The organism is Pontibacillus chungwhensis (assembly GCF_030166655.1).
Lineage (GTDB): Bacteria > Bacillota > Bacilli > Bacillales > BH030062 > Pontibacillus.
Map to the genome: position 1 here is coordinate 1,917,710 of NZ_CP126446.1, position 19,946 is coordinate 1,937,655.

Here is a 19,946-nt window from a genome sequence, read left to right on the forward strand (position 1 = left end):
ATGAGTGAAAACTTAACGCCAAGACAAATTGTTGAACGCTTAGATCAATATATCATTGGTCAGAATAATGCTAAGAAAGCAGTAGCAGTTGCGCTTCGTAATCGGTACCGTCGTATGCAATTGGATGATAAATTAAAAGATGAAATCGTACCTAAGAATATCTTGATGATGGGACCTACAGGAGTAGGGAAAACGGAAATCGCCCGTAGGCTAGCCAAACTTGTAGGCGCTCCTTTCGTAAAAGTTGAAGCTACGAAATTTACAGAAGTAGGTTACGTGGGTCGTGACGTTGAATCCATGGTTAGAGACCTTATGGAAACGGCTGTCCGTATGGTGAAAGAAGAAAAGATGGAGCAGGTTAAAAGTAAAGCTGAAGAGCGAGCGAATCAACGCATTGTTGAGTACTTAGTTCCTAAAAAGAAAAAGCAAAACAATTTTAAGAATCCTTTAGAAATGTTTTTCTCTGGTCAGGATGACCAGCAGCAAAACGAAGACCGCTCTGAAGAACAAAACGTTGAGCAAAAACGAAAGCAAGCTGCCCATAAGCTGTCAATGGGCGAGTTGGAAGATACGATGATTACCATCGAAGTAGAAGAACAGCAGTCTTCTATGTTTGATATGTTGCAAGGCTCGGGTATGGAACAAATGGGGATGAATATGCAAGATGCTTTCAGTCAGTTCATGCCTAAAAAGACTAAAAAGCGTCGCCTCTCCGTGAAAGATGCTCGTAAAGTGCTTACTCAGGATGAAGCCCAAAAATTGATTGATATGGACGAAGTTTCTCAAGAAGCTGTCGACCGTGTAGAGCAAAACGGCATGATTTTTGTGGATGAAATTGATAAGGTAGCTGGAGGTAACGAGCAGTCTTCTGGTAATGTTTCAAGAGAAGGGGTCCAACGGGATATCTTACCAATTGTTGAAGGATCCACAGTTGTGACTAAGCATGGCCCGGTAAAAACGGATCACATTCTATTTGTAGCAGCAGGAGCGTTCCATATGTCTAAACCATCTGATCTGATCCCTGAATTACAGGGGCGTTTCCCTATCCGTGTTGAACTTGAGAAGCTAACTGTAGAGGATTTTGTGAACATTCTCACTGAACCATCTAACGCATTGTTAAAGCAATATAAAGCTTTACTTGAAACAGAAGGTATAAATGTGGAATTTTCTGACGAAGCTGTTACCAGATTAGCAGAAGTTGCTTTTGAAGTGAACCAGGAAACGGATAACATCGGTGCTCGCCGATTACACACCATTTTAGAGAAACTATTGGAAGATCTCTCATTTGAGGCTCCTGATGTTCATATGGAAACCATCGAAATTACAAAAGCTTATGTAGATGACAAATTAGCATCTATTGCAAAGAATAAAGACTTGAGTCAATTTATTTTATAGACACACAGAACAGGAGGATCAATATGAAATTATTAGATCGCGCACGCAATATTAACTCAATGCTACAGAAAACAACAGGTAAATCGGTAAACTTTAACGATATGTCTGAGACACTTCGTGATGCTATCGGAGCGAACACTTATATCGTAAGTCGAAGAGGTAAACTGTTAGGTTTCGCTATTAAACAAGAAATTGAAAATGATCGCATGAAAAGTATGTTAGCTGAACGTCAGTTTCCAGAAGAATATACGCAAAACCTATTCTCTATTAATGAAACGACACCTAACTTAAACATTGATCATCCTCTAACCGCTTTTCCGGTGGAGAATCGTGAATTATTCCAACAAGGTCTAACGACTGTTGTACCCATTATTGGAGGCGGAGAGCGCATTGGAACTCTTATCCTAAGTCGTTTAACAGAAAGTTTCAATGATGACGATCTTCTTCTAGGCGAGTACGGTGCTACAGTAGTAGGTATGGAAATCCTTCATGAGAAAACAGAAGAGATTGAAATGGAAGCTAGAAGTAAAGCGGTTGTTCAAATGGCAATCAGCTCATTATCTTACAGTGAGTTAGAGGCAATTGAACACATCTTTGAGGAATTAGAAGGTAATGAAGGATTGCTCGTTGCTAGTAAAATTGCAGATCGTGTAGGAATTACTCGCTCTGTTATCGTCAATGCTCTACGTAAGCTAGAGAGTGCTGGTGTAATTGAGTCCCGTTCCCTAGGAATGAAAGGTACGTATATCAAAGTATTGAACAACAAATTCCTTGTCGAATTGCAGAATATGCGCTTAAACTAAAATAGTTGTTATTAGGTATAGTATGAACCAGGCCTTAGACGGCCTGGTTTTTTTTGTATTCATACGCAAAATTTGTTTAGATAAAGTAAAATTCCCTTTTTCGACATTTTCTTTCTTTTGAAGCTGTGTCATAATGGTATATGGATGTAAGTTAAAAAGGCAAAAAGACACTTACGAATCAAAACATAGGACTTAAGGACTAATAAATAGGTCTTTTGGACCTGGAAAACTTTAAAATACATACTAAAAATTGCATAAATAGGGAATCCATCTTATAGACAAAAATTCGACGTTTTCTTACAATTAGCATTATGTAGGTCTGGATACTTATTTTTGAAACCTAAAGGAGGGATTTCGATGTCCATGTTCGGTGGAACAATCCAAACGTTACAACAATCCATGGATTATGCCTCACTTAAGAACAAAACAATATCTAATAACATCGCAAATGTAGATACTCCAAACTATAAAGCCAAAGATGTACAGTTTAAAAATGTACTAAGTCAGGAAATGGGTTCGTTCGATGCTAAAAGAACCAACAGTAAACATATTCCTTTTTCTTCTACTGGTTCTTCCCCTTTTTCTGTTACTTTAAACAGGAATACTGAATACAATCATAATGGAAATAATGTTGACGTTGATCAGGAAATGTCAGACCTTGCTAAAAATCAAATCTATTATCAGGCACTAGTGGATCGCTTGAACGGTAAATTTAGAAGCTTAGAGTCTGTTATTAAAGGTGGGAGATAATCATGGGGATCTTTAATTCATTTAACGCGAGTGCCAGTGCACTAACGGCTCAACGATTAAGAATGGACGTAATTTCATCTAATCTAGCAAATGCGGAAACAACAAGGGCCAGTCAGACAGAAGATGGCCAGTGGCAGCCTTACAGAAGAAAAATGGTGGAGTTTCAACCTAAAGGAGAAACATTTCAGTCTCATTTACAAATGGCTATGGGAGCAAGTAGTACCCCTGCTGAAGGAGTCGAAGTGTCTGAGATCCAGAAGGATGATTCTCCTTTTAAAATGGTGTTTAACCCTAATCACCCTGATGCAAATGAAAATGGTTATGTGGCGATGCCGAACGTCGACCCTTTAAAGGAAATGGTCGACTTAATGAGTACAACCAGGTCCTATGAAGCAAATGTTACCGCGATGAATGCGAGTAAAAGCATGCTTATGAAAGCGTTAGAAATTGGACGTTAAAGACTTTTAAAGAGAGGGAGATTCTTATGGATCCAATTGCTCTACAGGCAGGACAAGTAAATTTACAAACATCCCAAATGCAAAAGAAAATTTCGCCTAACGAGGCTCAATCGGCATTTGCTACTAGTTTGAAAAATGCTATACATAGCGTTAATGATGCCCAAGTCCAATCTAATTTAAAAACCGAACAACTTGCTAAAGGTGAAATAGATAATCTCCATGACGTAATGATTACAGCCAAAAAAGCTAGTATTACATTGCAAACGGCTGTAGAAGTACAAGGTAAAGCGGTAGATGCATACAAGGAGATTATGAGAATGCAAGTATAATCAATCAACATCATTACTACATTCAACAACGATTACACATGATTTACCAAACGGTTTAGATGATGTTTAGCACGGGGGCTATTATGAGAGAAAAGCTACAATATTATAAAGAAAAATCTAGCGAATTTTGGAAAGGGCGAAGTTTGCCTCAAAAAATTCTGATGGTTGGAGCTGTTATCAGTCTGATCGCTTTAATTGTTGGAGCAAGCCTTTTTGCTTCTAATCCGAAACTTGTGCCTCTTTACAATGATTTATCCGTCCAGGAAGTAGGGCAAATTAAAGAGGAGTTAGATGCTAGAGGAGTTAAATATGAGTTAGGAAATCAAGGAACGACGGTAATGGTTCCCGAAACTTCAGTAGATGGGTTATTGGTCGATTTAGCTGCCCAGGGTCTACCTGATAGTGGAAGCATTGACTACGGATTCTTCAGTGATAACACTTCTTGGGGGATGACGGATAATGAGTTTGGCGTCATGAAAATTGATGCTATGCAAACCGAATTGTCTAACTTGATGAAGCAAATTGAAGGAATCGAAAATGCAAAAGTCATGATTAATATGCCAGAGGAAAAGATCTTCGTAGGTGAAGAGAAACAGACAGCTTCAGCTTCCATCGTTGTGAACGTAAATAAAGGTTATCAACTAAAAGAAGATCAAATCCAATCGTTATATCACCTCGTTTCTAAGGCGATACCAAATCTCCCTACAGATAATATCGCCATTATGGACCAAAACTTTAAGTATTTTGACCCAAAAAAATCTAGTTCAATAGCCTCAGGTCAATCTTATGAGTATCAACAATCGGTTAAAGATGATATCCAAAATGATATTCAAAGAAGAGTTCAGCAGATGCTAGGCATGATGATGGGACAAGATAAAGTAATGGTGTCCGTCACAGCTGATGTCGATTTCACACAGGAAAATCGCACAGAAAACCTTGTACAACCTGCAGAAGATGGCGAAGAAGGATTGCCGGTTAGCGTCGAACGTATCACAGAAACATATACAGGTGACCCTGGTGATGTAAACGCAGGGGGAACTGTGAATAATGGAAACGATGTCCCAACTTATCAAGGTGATGGTGAAGAGGGGACAAACGGCGATTATGAAATGATGAAAGAGACGATCAATAATGAATTTAACCGAATTCAGAGAAATATCGTAGAATCTCCATATAAAATTAGAGATCTAGGTATACAGGTAGCAGTTGACCAGAATAAAGATAGCGCGGAAAATGGCGCCATTCAACAGCTTTCAGCAGCTGAACAAGCTACTCTTTCTGAGAGTATTACATCTATATTGAGTTCTATTGTATCAACGAGTATTGATCAAGAATTTGGTCCGGTTGAACCAGAGAATAAAGTTTCGATCGTGTTTCAGGAATTCAATGGTAAGCCGGAATTTAATTCGGAACCTTCCCCTACTATTCCGGTTTGGGTATATATAGCAGGAGGAATTTTACTCGTTGTTGTTGCAAGCTTAATTTGGGTTCTATCCAGAAGAAGAAAGCAACAAGATTTAGAAGCCGAAAACTATGTGGAACGAGAGCGAACTCCAGTAGAGGTCCCTGCTATGGAGGAACCTGAAGAGACGGAAAGTTCAGTAAGACGTAAGCAACTCGAACGTATGGCGAAAGAAAAACCAGAAGACTTCGCGAAATTATTACGTTCATGGATCGCAGAAGATTAGGAGTGAGTACATATGGCAAAGCAAAAAACAGGACTAACAGGTAGACAAAAAGCAGCCGTTCTCCTCATATCCTTAGGTCCAGATGTTTCTGCCCAAGTATATAAACATTTAACAGAAGAAGAAATTGAGAAGTTGACCTTAGAAATTTCTTCTGTAAAAAAAGTAGAACCGAATCAAAAGGAAGAGATTTTAGATCAATTCCATCAGATCGCTTTAGCGCAGGACTATATTTCTCAAGGGGGAATCGGCTATGCGAAAACAGTTCTAGAAAAAGCCCTTGGTGATAAAGAGGCTTCAGCGATTATCAATCGGTTAACATCATCTCTTCAAGTTAAGCCGTTTGATTTTGCGAGAAAAGCAGACCCTTCCCAAATTCTAAACTTTATTCAAAATGAGCATCCTCAAACGATTGCGTTAATTTTGTCTTATTTGGATTCAGAGCAGTCTGCTCAAATTTTGTCTGAGCTTCCTCAGGAAATGCAGGCAGATATAGCAAGAAGAATTGCAATCATGGACTCCACATCACCAGAAGTGATCAATGAAGTGGAGCAGATTCTTGAAAGAAAGCTCTCTACTACTGTTACACAGGATTATACCCAAACAGGTGGGGTAGAAGCGGTTGTGAACGTTCTTAATGGTGTTGACCGGAGTACTGAGCGCACGATTTTAGATTCCCTTGAAATTCAAGATCCTGAACTAGCAGAAGAAATTAAGAAACGGATGTTCGTATTTGAAGATATTGTCACCCTTGATAATCGAGCCATTCAACGTGTCATTCGTGATGTAGATAATGAGGACCTCATGCTATCTCTAAAAGTTGCTAGTGAAGAAGTTAAAGAAGTTGTATTTAAAAATATGTCCTCTCGCATGAGTGAAACCTTCCAAGAAGAAATGGAATATATGGGTCCTGTGCGACTACGTGAGGTAGAAGAATCACAAACCCGGATTGTGTCCATCATTAGAAGGTTAGAAGAGGTAGGGGAGATCGTCATTGCTCGTGGCGGAGGTGACGATATCATTGTTTAACCCGGAGAATAAAGGGCGTGTAATTGGGATAAAACCCGTTCGCCCGAAGCCTCAAAGCGAAGCTTCCGAACAATCTTCTAAGCTAGCAGATTCCGTTATGGAAGAAGCAAATCAACAAAAAGATTATGCTGATCAAATAGTTCGGGAAGCAGAAGAAAAGTCTGACCGTCTTTTAAAAGAAACACAAGAAAAAATTAAATCCCTGCAAAATGACTGGGAGGAAGAAAAGGTCAAACTCGAACAAGCAACAAAGGAAGATGCTTTTAATAAAGGGTTTGAGTCTGGTGAACAAGATGCTTTTAAACAATACGAAAGTCTTATTGAAAAAGCTCATACCATCATAGATCAAGCCACTCAGGATTATTATGCGAAGATTGCAGATAGTGAAGAAACTATCCTTCACTTAAGTTTGAAAGCTGCTTCAAAAATCATGAATCAGACTTTAACTGAACGTCCAGAAACTTTTCTCCCTATTGTGAGGGCGGTCATTGATGAAGGAAATAATACAGATGAGCTTCGAATTTATGTACATCCTGACCAATACGAAGAGGTGCTTGCACAAAAGTCCGAGCTCCAGCTTATTCTGGACCACCAGGCAGAACTAACGATTTATCCTAAGACAAACTTACAACCGTTCCAATGTTACATGGAGTCTTCTTATGGAAGAGTGGATGTGAGTATTGATAGTCAACTGGAAGAGTTAAGAACCAAACTATTTCGCCTGCTAGAGGAGGCTGAATAAGTGAGAGTCAGAGAATTGCTTCATTCAATAGACGAGCTTGAGACGTATAAGCGCTACGGGAAGATTATTCGAGTTGTGGGTTTAATGATTGAATCAAAGGGTCCAGAGGCGAGTGTCGGAGAAGTTGTAGTGATTCATTCAAGCCCTAAAAGAGGAGAGACAATCCTTGCAGAAGTGGTAGGGTTCACGGAAGAGAAAGTACTTCTTATGCCTTACTCAGAAATTACAGATATTGCTCCAGGTTGTTTAGTAGAAGCAACCGGCGAACCTCTTCAAGTCAAGGTCGGAAGAGGAATGATTGGTAGTGTATTGGATTCTTTAGGTAGGTCGATGTATGAGTCCTCCTCTTTAAAAGGATTAAGACCTTATCCGACAGATCAATCTCCTCCAAACCCTCTGTCAAGGCCTCCAATCGAAGAACCAATACAAGTAGGAGTGCGATCAATCGATACGCTATTAACCGTTGGAAAAGGTCAGCGTGTTGGAATATTTGCTGGTAGTGGAGTTGGAAAAAGTACACTCATGGGGATGATTGCTCGAAATAGTGGAGCGGATATTAATGTTATTGCCCTGATCGGAGAACGTGGTCGTGAGGTTCGAGAATTTATTGAGCGGGATCTAGGTGAAGAAGGATTAAAGAAATCAATCGTTGTAGTAGCAACATCCGATCAGCCTGCATTGATGCGGATAAAAGGAGCTTACACAGCTACGGCCATAAGTGAATACTTTCGTGATTTAGGGTTTGATGTGAATTTAATGATGGACTCCGTAACGAGGGTGGCTATGGCTCAGCGGGAAGTGGGGTTAGCAACTGGAGAACCACCTACCACAAAAGGATACACGCCCTCTGTATTTGCCATTTTACCGAAGTTACTTGAAAGAACAGGAACCAATAAGAACGGTTCCATTACAGCTTTCTATACTGTTTTAGTTGATGGTGATGATTTAAATGAACCGATTGCAGATACAGTACGAGGAATATTAGATGGTCACTTTGTTTTAGATCGGAAACTAGCTGAACAAGGTCAGTTTCCAGCCATAAATGTCTTGAAATCCATCAGTCGTGTTATGAACCACGTTGCAGAGCAGGAGCATTTAGATGCTGCTGAAAGGATGAGGAGTCTATTAGCCACATACGAAGAGAATCAAGAACTCATCCAGATCGGAGCATACCGAAAAGGAAGTTCGAGAGAAGTGGATGAAGCCATTCAATATCATCCTCAACTGATTTCCTTTTTAAAACAAGGAACACATGAACCTGTCCAAAACGAAGAGGCCATAAGGCAACTGATCCAAACAGTAGGGAGGGGTGGATCGTCATGACAAGCTTAAGTACTTTTCATAAATTGTTAGATTTGAAAGAACAAGATAAACATGTGGCTCAAAAGAATTATCAAGATTCCATGGATCAGTTTGAAGATGTAGCCACGCGTTTGTATCAATTGTTGAAAAAGAAAGAAAATGCAGAAGCTTATTATGAAGCAGAAGTTCAGAAAGGTTTAAGTATTACCGCGTTACATAGTCATCATGCATATATCGAGCAACTATCGCAGCAAATTGAAGAAGTTCAGCAAGTGGTTCAAGAGGCGAGAAATAACATGAATGATAAGCAAGGCATGCTCTCTGAATCACATATTGAATACAAAAAATACGAATTGTTGATTAATCGTAAAGTTGAACAACAGCAAATAAAAGTTCAAACGTTTGAGAAACAGATGATGGATGAAATATCAGTCCAACAATATATTAATCAAGGAAATTAGGTGTAAGACAATGGCTAGTTTAGAAGAGCCAAAACAAAAATCGAGTAAATTCCAGTGGTTTGTGTTTGTCATCCTAATTCCGCTTATCCTAGCTATAACTGTAGCTCTGATCATTATGACGGTGGCAGGAGTAAATATTTTTGAGAAAACAAAACAGTTCACAAATGATATACCCGTTATCTCTACAATGGTAAACCAAGAAACTGAAGAAAACCAAGGAGATCAAACGGTGGAATTAGAAGCCACAATAGAGGACCAAAATGCTCAATTAGAAGAGTTACAATCGCAATTGACTGTGAAAGATCAAAAGATTAATGAGCTTAACAACGAGATTGAGAAGCTTACGAATCAATTAAATGATAAAAACATGTCAGACAAGAATAAAGAAGAAGTATTATCCAACCTTTCCTCGTCATTCAAAAACATGGATCCTGAAGAAGCGGCGGCAATCGTTTCTAAACTTGATCAGGTGGCATCTGTTAATCTATTGGAAAAATTACCGAATGATGAACGGGGGAAAGTGTTAGCAGCTTTAGACCCTGAACTAGCTGCTACTATAACGAGCGCTCTTATGAGTAGGTGAGAATTTAAATTTTGAAAGGGGGTGAAATTGTGAATGGAAATGTAGCATTGCTCCAGCAATTGGGTGTTAAGGTGAACAGTAAACCTACAAAAAATTCCCCACCGCCTTCCTCAGCTTTTACAAATAAGTTAGAAGCTGTACTTGCTAATGTTACCAAGGAGGGAGATGGGAAACCTCTTTATAAAAATATTAGAGAAATATTGGATAAAGAAACAAAGTTATCTAGTTTAGATAAAGAGTTAAAATCTCTCCTAAACGACCTTCAAACTATTCTACAATCAAGCAATAATGATGAAGTGGCTTTTGAGGATATTATTAAAGGCGTAAAAGGTAGTGCAAATTGGGAAGTGTTATCAAAAAAAGCGAAGAGTAATATTAAGACCTTGGCTGCTAGTGATGACATTAGCATTATTCTCAATTCTTTGAAAGAAATGCTTCAACCAAAGTCAGGTTTTAATGAAGACCCAGCTGAATCTTTAGAGTCCTCTATAGAACAATTGGTGGCGCTAGATGGTTGGCTAGCAAACTCTAATGGCAATAATGTGGAAAACGTTCAATTGAGAGAAATGCAAAAAAAGATTGAAAATATTACCACCGATTTAATTACTATTTTACAAGAATTCAATACATCAAAAGAAAATTCATTAATATCCGCTTTTAGTCTAGAGGGACAGCTAAATCCTGTATTTAATTCTGTAGATGAGTCAAAAGTTAATAGTGAGAGCTTGAGAATAATAGCTTCAAATCTGAAAAACACCTTACAAAAGCTTAATCAGTTGAGGGAAAGTCATATTTCAGATAACACCTTGAAAGCATCAGCTATTTATAAAGAACTTCATTCCATTGCAGAGCAATTGCTTAAAATGGATAAGAGTGGGCAAACGAGTTTTTCTGAAATTAAACCCTCGTTGGAACAATTAAAAAATTCAAAGGCGGTAATGGGTTTTGAACATGCATTAGAAAATCTAAGGAAGCGTTCAGATTTATCTGTCAAAAACCAGTATACCCACAATGCCAGTGTCACTACTAAAGAATTCGGTAAGTGGATTCAAAATGCATGGAACCGAATGGGAGATAAAAACGATTCAATAGCAGACGCAAGTCTTAAACCAACCTCATTTACTAGTGCTAATGACAGCATGGTGATGTCTAAACAAGAACAAATGGTAATTAAATTAAGCCCAAATACTCAAAGCGATCAAACGATGCAAAAACAGCTCATAGAGGAATTTCAGAAAGTGATGAGCCGAAGTCGCTTTTCAATGAACAAAGCAGGATCTCAATTGTCTATTAAACTCAACCCCGGTTCGTTAGGGGATATGATGGTGAAAATGACGCAGCAAAATGGAGAAATGATGGTTAAGATCATGGTTACGACACAGGCAGCAAAAGATATGCTTGAAGGAAACATGAATCAGCTACGTCATATGTTTTCACCAAACCAAGTACAGGTTGAAAAGCAAGATGTAACGATTCAGGCAGATCAGTCTTTCACATTTGATAAAGAACAAGATCATAAAGAGGATGAAAGACCACAACAGGAACAAGAACAGAATGTAACTGAAAATGAAGAAGAGGAATCCATTCGTTTTCACGATGTATTAATGAATGAAAAGGTGTAGGTGATGACAATGACTAGTATTGATCCATCGCTTTATTTAAAGTCACAGCAACAAACACGCACAGTTGATGCAGGAAGTAACAGCATGTTAGGGAAAGATGACTTCCTAAAAATCCTGATGACCCAACTCCAAAATCAGGATCCGACAAGTCCTATGAAAGATAAAGAATTTATTTCTCAAATGACGAGTTTCTCGACGCTTGAGCAAATGACAAACATGTCTTCTGCTATCGAGAAACTATCACAAGCCCAGAATTTCGCTCCGATCGTCAAGTACAGTTCGATGATTGGTAAACAAGTTTCCTACGAGATTGTAAATGAAAATGGGACCGTTACAGGTGCTGAAACGAGTAAGGTGCTAGCTGTTACAAAAAAACAAGACGCTATAGAACTGGAACTTTCCAATGGACAAACGATTTCAACAGAACGTATTAAAAGGGTCGCTGATCAACAAGAAGTGGGCACTACTGTTAATGGGAAAGAAGATGAATCTGTATAAGATCTATAGAAAGAAGGAGGTAACATGGATCCAAGAATCCAGTCGTTACACACTCATCCGCTAACCATTCCGAGTAAGAAAAAAGCATCATCCGTAAAAGAAGGCGGCTTTCAAGATGCGCTTCGCCAGGAACTTTCTGGAATAAAGCTGAGCAAACACGCCAAGCAGCGATTACAAGAGAGAAATCTCCACATATCTGATGCAGAATGGGAAGCGATGGCAAACCGTATGAAGGAAGCGAAACATAAAGGGGTAACAGATTCCCTTGTGTTAATGAAGGATAAGGCACTTGTGGTCAGTACAAAAAACAACACGGTTATTACAGCCATGAATAAAAAAGAAGCGACTTCACAAGTATTTACGAACATTAATGGAACGATTGTGATGGAAGACTAGGTTGGACCTTCGGGAGGCCTATACGCCGCGGAATGACTGAAGCGGCAAATCTATTAATCTACCTAAAAACGAAAGGGATGAACGAAATATGTTACGTTCAATGTACGCCGGGATCTCCGGTATGAAAGGTATGCAAACGAAGTTAGATACAATCGGAAACAACATTGCCAATGTAAATACGTCAGGGTATAAAAAAGGGCGCGTGACGTTTGAAGATATGATGAGTCAGAACCTATCTGCGGCTGAAGGTCCTATCACAACTGACAATGGTGGAACAGCTACACCTTTTCGAGGGGGAATTAACCCTTCCCAAGTTGGTCTTGGATCCCAATTAGGTTCCATTGATAATATTCACACTCAAGGTAATCGCCAAACAACAAATCGCCCCCTTGATTTGTCGTTAGAAGGCGATGGGATGTTTGCGCTTGGACAGAATAGTGGCGGGGAAGATTTCGGCGACTTTACTAATGCTGATATTTCGTTTACAAGAGCTGGGAATTTTTATCTTGACCAAGAAGGTTTTATTGTAAATGGTTCTGGTAAATATTTATTAGGCTCTACAGAGGGCTATCCTGATCCTGATCCCGGAAGCACAACAGGAACTTTGGTTGAAAAGGGTAGAATACAAATTCCTCCTACTGCTGAAAGTTTTAGTATACAGTCTGATGGTACTGTAAATTACGTAGCGGGAGGAAATACGCTAGCTGCTGGCCAAATTAAAGTAGCTAAGTTTTCTAACCCTGCTGGACTTCAGAAAGTTGGTGCAAATGAGTTTATTAATTCAAATAATGCTGGTTTGCTCGTCGCTGATGAAGACGGTGATGGTAGTACAGCTGGTGAATTTTTTGACAAACCGGCAGATTTAGTGGCGCCTGGTCAAAATGGAGCAGCTTCAATCGTTTCAGGCTCCCTAGAAATGTCCAACGTTGACCTTGCAGAAGAGTTCACAGAAATGATTACAGCACAGCGTGGTTTCCAGGCGAATACCCGTATTATTACGACATCTGATGAGATCTTACAAGAACTCGTTAACTTGAAGCGATAAACTAGACAACCTGACTAGAAAAGGGAGGCTGGGAGCCGCTTTTTAAGGGCTCCCTTATACATAATGATTTCATTAACTCGATTAAACGGTGAGTCGTTTACATTAAATGCGATTTACATAGAACAAATTCAAGCTCATCCAGATACGACAATTACATTAAGTAGTGGCCGGAAGCTTCTTGTTCGAGAGAAAGAAGAGGAAGTCATTACATTAACCAAACAATTTTACAGGCAGATTGGACTTGCAAGTATTAGTGTCCAGGAAAAGGAGGGATCCTAACTTGAATCCAAAAATACTTAAAGCTATGGTCATTAGCCTGGTTGTCATTACGGTCGGAGGCGTCGTTGCCCTTATCTTAATCTTAAACTCTAGTAGTCAAGCAAGTGGAGAGCCGACGATCGATGAGTTGCGTGACTATTCCATTGAAACAGACGAGATTACGACTGACTTAAAAGATGATCGTTTTGTCCGGATTCAATTTAGAATTGTAACAGAGAGTAAAGATGCTAAAGAGGAATTAGAAAAGCGGGACTTCCAGCTTAAGAACATCTTAATTAAAGAACTATCCCCTATGGATGAAAAAGAATTTAAAACGGGTGTTGAAAACCTCGAAGCGATGATTAAGACCCGCCTTAACGAATTAATGACAGAAGGTAAAGTTACAGAAGTCTACACCATTAAGAAAGTTTTACAATAATACGAATGATTGCACCTGATTGGAGGTGACGTTTTGGCAGAAGAAGTTCTCTCTCAAAATGAGATCGATGCACTATTATCCGCCATATCAACTGGAGAAATGGACGCAGATGATTTAAAAAAGGAAGAAAAAGAACGAAAAGTACGAGCTTATGATTTTAAAAGGGCGTTACGATTTTCTAAAGATCAGATTCGCAGTTTAGCGAGGATCCATGAAAATTTTGCTCGGCTACTCACGACTTATTTTTCGGCTCAGTTAAGAACCTATATTCATATCTCTGTTGCCTCAGTAGATCAAATTCCTTACGAAGAGTTTATAAGATCGATTCCAAAAATGACGATTTTAAACGTCTTTTCCGTCGAGCCTTTAGATGGACGAATTCTACTAGAAGCCAACCCAAACATTGCTTACGCTATGCTTGATAGAGTTCTTGGGGGGAAAGGCGTCAGTGTTAATAAAGTGGAAAGCCTTACAGAAATTGAAACGAACTTGATGTCTCAGCTTTTTGAAAAAGCGATTGATAACCTTCAAGAAGCGTGGAGTTCTGTGGTCGATATAAATCCAGAGCTTGAAGAGTTTGAGGTAAACCCTCAGTTTCTTCAAATGGTTTCTCCTAATGAAACGGTTGTTGTTATATCCTTAAATACAGAAATCGGGGAATCCTCAGGCATGATTAACATCTGTATTCCACATGTGGTGTTAGAGCCGATTATTCCAAAACTTTCTGTTCACTACTGGATGCAAACCCAAACGCCTAATGAAACAAGCCCTGAGGAGTACCAGTCCCTCTCAAAAACAATCCAGAAAGCAGAAGTGGATGTAAAAGCCATATTAGGTGAGTCTCGGATTACTGTTGATGAACTGTATCATCTTGCTAAAGATGATGTGATTCGGTTAGATCAGTTAATTGAGGATCCTATGAAAATTAAAGTTGATGAAGAAGTTAAATTCCTAGCACAGCCTGGACAGGTGAAAAAGAAAGTAGCTGTCCAAATATTAGACGAATACCGAGGGGGGGACGACGATGATGAGTGATGATATGCTTTCACAGGATGAAATTGATGCCCTGTTAAATGGAACAGCCGATACGGGCGGTTCAAACGATGACCAACCATCTAATGACGAGTATTTAACTTCTTTAGAACAAGATGCACTAGGGGAGATCGGAAATATTTCGTTTGGAAGCTCTGCTACAGCACTATCGAGTCTGTTAATGCAAAAGGTGGATATAACGACGCCGTCGATTTCAATTATAAAGAGGTCAAATCTAGCGGATGAATTTCCTGAACCGAATGTAGCCATTCAAGTCGAATATACAGAAGGATTCTCAGGAATGAATCTGTTAGTGATTCAACAAAGTGATGCTGCTATTATTGCGGATTTGATGCTTGGAGGGGATGGGACATCACCATCTGAAGAAATGAATGAAATTCATTTGAGCGCTGTACAAGAAGCCATGAATCAAATGATGGGTTCAGCAGCCACGAGCATGTCGACAGTCTTTAATAAACGAGTGGATATTTCTCCACCAAGTATTGATTTATTGCATGTAAAAGAAGGAGAAGGAACAGAGCAAATTCCAGATGAAGATCTTGTGAATGTTAGTTTCCAACTTAAAGTTGGGGAGTTAATTGATTCAAAGATTATGCAAGTCTTGCCGATCGAATTTGCTAAAGACCTTGTGGACCAACTGTTGAATCCTCCTTCAGGTGATGAAGAACTGTTACAAGAAGCAGAACCACAGCAAGAGCCAAAACAAAATGCGGAAAGAGTAGAAAGTGATCAAGCAGCGCAACAAGATCATACTGCCTCGGCAAGAACAGAACCTTCTCAAGTACAGCACAATGTGGCCCCATCACAGGAACCGGCTCAACCTCGAGAAACGCAATACATGGGGGGCATGAGAGAAGAAGATTCAAGCCAGGTTCAACAAGCCGTATTTAGTCAATTTGAGCCTCCATCTTTGCAGGATCAGGAAAAGCGTAATTTAGATATGCTGATGGATATTCCGCTTAAAGTAACAGTGGAACTTGGGCGTACAAAACGAACGATTAAAGACATCTTGGAACTATCTTCAGGTTCGATTGTAGAGCTTGATAAATTAGCAGGGGAACCTGTAGATATTCTTGTGAATGATAAACCCATTGCACAAGGAGAAGTGGTTGTGATTGACGAAAACTTTGGGGTTCGTGTTACAGAAATACTTAGCCAGCAAGAACGGCTGAAAAAATTACAATAGATTGTTACTAGGAGGATATGTATGGCTAGCAAAATTTTAATTGTAGACGATGCAGCATTTATGAGAATGATGATCAAGGATATTTTAACAAAGAACGGGTTTGACGTTGTGGGTGAAGCTCAAGACGGAAGTGAAGCTGTCGATAAGTATAAAGAATTACAGCCAGACCTTGTCACTATGGATATTACAATGCCTGAAATGGATGGGATTAGTGCACTAAAAGAAATTAAAGGCCTTAACGGGGATGCCAAGATTATTATGTGTTCCGCAATGGGGCAACAAGCGATGGTCATAGATGCCATACAAGCGGGAGCGAAAGACTTCATTGTGAAACCATTTCAAGCAGACCGAGTGCTTGAGGCTATAAATAAGGCTTTAGCATAAAAGGGAGGAACTATGAGTAAGCAGTTATTCATATGGGTGAGCGCCCTCATCATCATAACGGCTTTTTGGCCATCATCAACGACTATTTCTGCACAACCAAGTGTAGAAACTTGCTTAGAAAATCCGGCCCTTGAAGGATGTGGGGATTATGGTTCATCTAAAGATGTTGAAGAAGAGGAACAATCTATCCCCTCTTCTTCGCCTGCTTCTTCTGAAGGGTCGATGCTGTTAGATTTGATTAAACTCATATTGGCTCTAGCCTTTATTATCTTTTTAATTTATATACTTTTAAAGTTTATGAATAAGCGAAACAAAAGCATTCATCCTTCAAAAGCGATGGAGAATCTTGGGGGAGTCCCTCTTGGACAGAACAAATCATTGCAAATTGTTCGCATAGGACAACAAGTATATGCAGTTGGAGTAGGAGAAAATGTTGAATTAGTTACAGAGATCAAGGATGAGCACACAATAAACGAGTTGACGAAGAAGAAAGAGCCGGACGTTCAGAGCTTTTCTCCATCCTTTATTAAACAATTATTGCCTCAAAAAAAGGCTTCTGGTAAGGATGAAGAAAAATCATATAACGATCAATCGTTTCAAAAATTATTTCAAACTGAACTATCTTCTTTAAAGGAGCGAAGGAAGCAGCTTGTAGAAGCGGAAAAGAGAAAGAAAGAGGATTCAAATGAATGAATTTATTAATCTATTTGCAGACTCAGATCCAACAAACGTAGCAACATCTGTAAAACTTCTGTTGGTGCTAACCGTCTTATCCATTGCTCCTGGAATTTTAGTTTTGATGACAAGTTTTACGCGAATTATTATTGTTTTGTCATTCGTTCGTACGTCCCTTGCCACACAACAGATGCCTCCAAATCAGGTATTAGTGGGTCTTGCATTGTTTTTGTCATTTTTTGTAATGGCGCCTACCCTTCAAGAAGTAAATGAAGAGGCCCTTACCCCTTTGTTCAATGAGGAGATCTCATTAGAGGAAGCTTACGAGAATGCCAGTGTACCTATGAAGTCATTCATGGCTAAACATACAAGAGAGAAAGATCTTGCCTTGTTTATGAATTATGCTCAAATGGAGAAGCCAGAGACTGTTCAGGACATACCGTTAACAACGATGGTTCCGGCCTTTGCTATTAGCGAGTTAAAGACGGCGTTTCAGATGGGGTTTATGATTTTTGTTCCCTTTCTTGTAATTGATATGGCTGTAGCAAGTATTCTCATGTCAATGGGGATGATGATGTTGCCTCCTGTCATGATCTCACTTCCATTTAAGATCCTGCTTTTTGTTCTTGTGGATGGTTGGTACTTGATTATGCAGTCGCTACTAGAAGGTTTTTAACAACAGGAGGAGATCTTAAATGAATAGTCAGTTCGTTATATCACTAGCTGAGAAAGGCGTCGTAACCGTCTTAACGATAACAGGTCCATTGCTTATATTAGCTTTATCAGTAGGGTTACTTGTTTCCATCTTCCAGGCAACAACTCAGATTCAAGAACAGACCCTTGCCTTTATCCCTAAAATAGTGGCTGTGATGGGTGGCCTTGTCTTCTTTGGACCTTGGATGTTAACGAGAATGGTGGAATTTACAGCCACAATCTTTGAGAACTTAAATCAGTTTGTAGGGTAGGTATGATTAGTTTAATTGACCTTTCCAAAGTGCCTGGACTTTTATTAATCTTTATGCGAGTCACCGCGTTCTTTGTTACGCTGCCGCTATTTTCATACCGAAACATGCCTACTCAGCATAAAATAGGATTTAGTGCATTTTTAGCTCTTTTAATGTATTTCACAATCGATGTGCCTGTGATTCTTCTTGATGAGACATTTATCCTGCTTATTCTAAAAGAGGCTCTGGTAGGGTTGCTAGTAGGTTTTATAGCTTACTTGATTTTAGCAGCCATTCAAATTGCAGGAGGTTTTATCGATTTTCAAATGGGTTTTGCTATTGCGAATGTCATTGACCCTCAAACTGGCGTGCAAAGTCCGTTAATTGGTCAATACCTTTATACATTTACATTGTTATTTTTACTCGCAGTAAATGGTCACCACCTTTTAATTGATGGGGTTTTTTACAGTTACGAGGTGATCCCTATGAACCAGGTTTCGATTCCTTTTGGAGAAGGTTCCATTGCAGAGTTTGTGGTCTTTACCTTTAATAAAATGTTTATCGTAGCCTTTCAAATGGCGATGCCTGTTGTGGGTTGTTTGTTTTTGGTTGATGTGGCTTTAGGGATCATAGCCAGAACAGTGCCTCAGCTAAATGTATTTGTTGTTGGGTTACCGCTTAAAATCTTTGTGAGTTTCGTGGTTATTATTATATCGTTTGGAATGTTCTCGATACTTGTAGAGAATTTATTTGAATTCATGCTTGTCACGATGAGAGATCTAATGTCACTGATGGGAGGGGCTTAAATGGTGAACAAATTACGGTTGGATCTTCAGTATTTCTCTGGAGAAAAGACTGAGAAAGCAACACCTAAAAAGCGTGAGGACTCCCGGAAGAAAGGACAAGTTGCAAAAAGCCAGGATGTGAACACGGCTATATTGCTCTTTACGGTTTTTTTAGTGATGTTAGTCATTGGTGGTTTTTTAAGAGATCGGTTTACGCGTTTGTACAGGCATACTTTTCAAGAATACATAACATGGGAAGTCACAGAGCAAACTGTTCATCAAATGTTACTACAAGTAACAATGGAGATGGCCATTACAGTAGCTCCACTTATGGGGGCGGCAATCGTGGCGGGGCTTGCAGCGAATTATTTGCAAATTGGGTTCTTATTTACCGGAGAACCATTGAAGATGGATTTAAAGAAGTTAAACCCCATACAAGGAGCAAAAAAGATCTTCGCAGCACGAGCACTGGTTGAATTGTTGAAGTCTTTGTTGAAGATTGGCTTTATAGGTACAGTTACATTTACGGTGTTATGGATCAGACGGGGCGATTTATTAGAAATGTCTCAAAAAAGTGTGGAGAGTGCTGTTAGTTTTTTCGGGCAAACCACTGTCATAATGGGACTGGCTGCTTCTCTATTACTGCTTTTGTTATCAAGTATTGATTACATTTACCAGCGGTATGATTACGAGAAAAATATTCGAATGTCCAAGCAAGATTTGAAAGATGAGCACAAAAATATTGAAGGGGATCCTCAAATTAAATCCAAGATTAAAGAACGTCAACGACAGATGTCACAGCAGCGAATGATGAGTGAAGTGCCGGAAGCGGATGTAGTTATTACAAACCCCACCCACTTTGCCATTGCGATAAAATACGATGAGGACAAGGCACAAGCCCCTTATGTTGTTGCTAAGGGTGTCGATTATGTTGCTTTAAAGATAAAAGAAATTGCCAAAGCGCATGACGTGACAACCGTTGAGAATCGACCGTTAGCAAGAGCATTATATGATCGATCTGAAATCGACCAACCTATTGGGGAAGAATTTTACCAAGCGGTTGCTGAAATTCTAGCTTACGTCTATAAACTGCAAAAGAAAGCGTAACAGTAGGGAGAGAAATT

25 protein-coding genes are annotated in these 19,946 nt (G+C 39.4%); all 25 read left to right on the forward strand.

Going from position 1 to position 19,946, the window contains the following annotated elements:
• The gene (gene hslU / locus QNI29_RS09925) at positions 1–1,395 is read left to right on the forward strand and encodes an ATP-dependent protease ATPase subunit HslU (RefSeq protein ID WP_231416336.1); all 1,395 of its coding nucleotides are present in this window, start codon (positions 1–3) and stop codon (positions 1,393–1,395) included.
• A gap of 23 nt (positions 1,396–1,418) precedes the next feature.
• Entirely contained in the window at positions 1,419–2,198 is a 780-nt protein-coding gene (codY, locus tag QNI29_RS09930) for a GTP-sensing pleiotropic transcriptional regulator CodY (protein WP_231416337.1), read from the forward strand.
• Positions 2,199–2,555: 357 nt separating this feature from the next.
• Complete coding sequence (gene flgB, locus QNI29_RS09935; protein ID WP_231416338.1) at positions 2,556–2,948, forward strand: flagellar basal body rod protein FlgB; 393 nt, start codon at positions 2,556–2,558, stop codon at positions 2,946–2,948.
• Between the two features lie 2 nt (positions 2,949–2,950).
• The gene (gene flgC / locus QNI29_RS09940) at positions 2,951–3,406 is read left to right on the forward strand and encodes a flagellar basal body rod protein FlgC (RefSeq protein ID WP_231416339.1); all 456 of its coding nucleotides are present in this window, start codon (positions 2,951–2,953) and stop codon (positions 3,404–3,406) included.
• 26 nt (positions 3,407–3,432) lie between these two features.
• On the forward strand, positions 3,433–3,735 hold the full coding sequence (gene fliE, locus QNI29_RS09945) for a flagellar hook-basal body complex protein FliE (protein WP_231416340.1): 303 nt from the start codon (positions 3,433–3,435) through the stop codon (positions 3,733–3,735).
• Positions 3,736–3,794: 59 nt separating this feature from the next.
• Positions 3,795–5,423, forward strand: a complete 1,629-nt coding sequence (gene fliF, locus QNI29_RS09950; RefSeq protein ID WP_354665937.1) for a flagellar basal-body MS-ring/collar protein FliF — start codon at positions 3,795–3,797, stop codon at positions 5,421–5,423.
• Between the two features lie 12 nt (positions 5,424–5,435).
• Positions 5,436–6,449, forward strand: a complete 1,014-nt coding sequence (gene fliG, locus QNI29_RS09955; RefSeq protein WP_231416342.1) for a flagellar motor switch protein FliG — start codon at positions 5,436–5,438, stop codon at positions 6,447–6,449.
• Positions 6,421–7,191 (forward strand): flagellar assembly protein FliH, encoded by a 771-nt coding sequence (gene fliH / locus QNI29_RS09960; protein WP_284526994.1) that lies wholly within the window; start codon positions 6,421–6,423, stop codon positions 7,189–7,191. Before fliG ends, fliH begins: the two co-directional genes overlap by 29 nt.
• Positions 7,192–8,514, forward strand: a complete 1,323-nt coding sequence (gene fliI, locus QNI29_RS09965; protein WP_231416344.1) for a flagellar protein export ATPase FliI — start codon at positions 7,192–7,194, stop codon at positions 8,512–8,514. It abuts the gene before it with no gap.
• Positions 8,511–8,954 carry a flagellar export protein FliJ gene (gene fliJ, locus QNI29_RS09970; RefSeq protein WP_231416345.1) on the forward strand — a complete coding sequence of 148 codons (444 nt, stop codon included), beginning with the start codon at positions 8,511–8,513 and terminating at the stop codon, positions 8,952–8,954. Before fliI ends, fliJ begins: the two co-directional genes overlap by 4 nt.
• A 10-nt stretch (positions 8,955–8,964) precedes the next feature.
• Positions 8,965–9,537 carry a MotE family protein gene (locus QNI29_RS09975; RefSeq protein WP_231416346.1) on the forward strand — a complete coding sequence of 191 codons (573 nt, stop codon included), beginning with the start codon at positions 8,965–8,967 and terminating at the stop codon, positions 9,535–9,537.
• 29 nt (positions 9,538–9,566) lie between these two features.
• Complete coding sequence (locus tag QNI29_RS09980; RefSeq protein ID WP_231416347.1) at positions 9,567–11,159, forward strand: flagellar hook-length control protein FliK; 1,593 nt, start codon at positions 9,567–9,569, stop codon at positions 11,157–11,159.
• Positions 11,160–11,168: 9 nt separating this feature from the next.
• Positions 11,169–11,657, forward strand: a complete 489-nt coding sequence (gene flgD, locus QNI29_RS09985) for a flagellar hook assembly protein FlgD (protein WP_231416348.1) — start codon at positions 11,169–11,171, stop codon at positions 11,655–11,657.
• Between the two features lie 24 nt (positions 11,658–11,681).
• Positions 11,682–12,053: a TIGR02530 family flagellar biosynthesis protein gene (locus QNI29_RS09990; RefSeq protein ID WP_231416349.1), complete on the forward strand. Its 372-nt coding sequence runs from the start codon at positions 11,682–11,684 to the stop codon at positions 12,051–12,053.
• Positions 12,054–12,141: 88 nt separating this feature from the next.
• On the forward strand, positions 12,142–13,098 hold the full coding sequence (locus tag QNI29_RS09995) for a flagellar hook-basal body complex protein (protein ID WP_231416350.1): 957 nt from the start codon (positions 12,142–12,144) through the stop codon (positions 13,096–13,098).
• 63 nt (positions 13,099–13,161) lie between these two features.
• Positions 13,162–13,377 (forward strand): flagellar FlbD family protein, encoded by a 216-nt coding sequence (locus QNI29_RS10000; RefSeq protein ID WP_231416351.1) that lies wholly within the window; start codon positions 13,162–13,164, stop codon positions 13,375–13,377.
• 1 nt (position 13,378) lies between these two features.
• The gene (fliL, locus tag QNI29_RS10005) at positions 13,379–13,795 is read left to right on the forward strand and encodes a flagellar basal body-associated protein FliL (RefSeq protein ID WP_231416352.1); all 417 of its coding nucleotides are present in this window, start codon (positions 13,379–13,381) and stop codon (positions 13,793–13,795) included.
• A gap of 33 nt (positions 13,796–13,828) precedes the next feature.
• Positions 13,829–14,830: a flagellar motor switch protein FliM gene (fliM, locus tag QNI29_RS10010; RefSeq protein ID WP_231416353.1), complete on the forward strand. Its 1,002-nt coding sequence runs from the start codon at positions 13,829–13,831 to the stop codon at positions 14,828–14,830.
• The gene (fliY, locus tag QNI29_RS10015) at positions 14,820–16,034 is read left to right on the forward strand and encodes a flagellar motor switch phosphatase FliY (RefSeq protein ID WP_231416354.1); all 1,215 of its coding nucleotides are present in this window, start codon (positions 14,820–14,822) and stop codon (positions 16,032–16,034) included. Before fliM ends, fliY begins: the two co-directional genes overlap by 11 nt.
• A gap of 21 nt (positions 16,035–16,055) precedes the next feature.
• Entirely contained in the window at positions 16,056–16,418 is a 363-nt protein-coding gene (locus tag QNI29_RS10020) for a response regulator (protein ID WP_231416355.1), read from the forward strand.
• Positions 16,419–16,430: 12 nt separating this feature from the next.
• On the forward strand, positions 16,431–17,111 hold the full coding sequence (locus QNI29_RS10025; RefSeq protein WP_231416356.1) for a flagellar biosynthetic protein FliO: 681 nt from the start codon (positions 16,431–16,433) through the stop codon (positions 17,109–17,111).
• A complete protein-coding gene (fliP, locus tag QNI29_RS10030) occupies positions 17,104–17,769 on the forward strand; it encodes a flagellar type III secretion system pore protein FliP (RefSeq protein WP_231416357.1) in 666 nt (221 codons plus the stop codon). Before QNI29_RS10025 ends, fliP begins: the two co-directional genes overlap by 8 nt.
• Before the next feature lie 19 nt (positions 17,770–17,788).
• Positions 17,789–18,058 (forward strand): flagellar biosynthesis protein FliQ, encoded by a 270-nt coding sequence (gene fliQ, locus QNI29_RS10035; RefSeq protein WP_036778720.1) that lies wholly within the window; start codon positions 17,789–17,791, stop codon positions 18,056–18,058.
• A 2-nt stretch (positions 18,059–18,060) separates the two neighbouring features.
• Positions 18,061–18,843: a flagellar biosynthetic protein FliR gene (gene fliR / locus QNI29_RS10040; RefSeq protein WP_231416358.1), complete on the forward strand. Its 783-nt coding sequence runs from the start codon at positions 18,061–18,063 to the stop codon at positions 18,841–18,843.
• Positions 18,844–19,929, forward strand: a complete 1,086-nt coding sequence (gene flhB / locus QNI29_RS10045; RefSeq protein WP_231416359.1) for a flagellar biosynthesis protein FlhB — start codon at positions 18,844–18,846, stop codon at positions 19,927–19,929. It abuts the gene before it with no gap.
• Positions 19,930–19,946 lie beyond the last annotated feature (17 nt).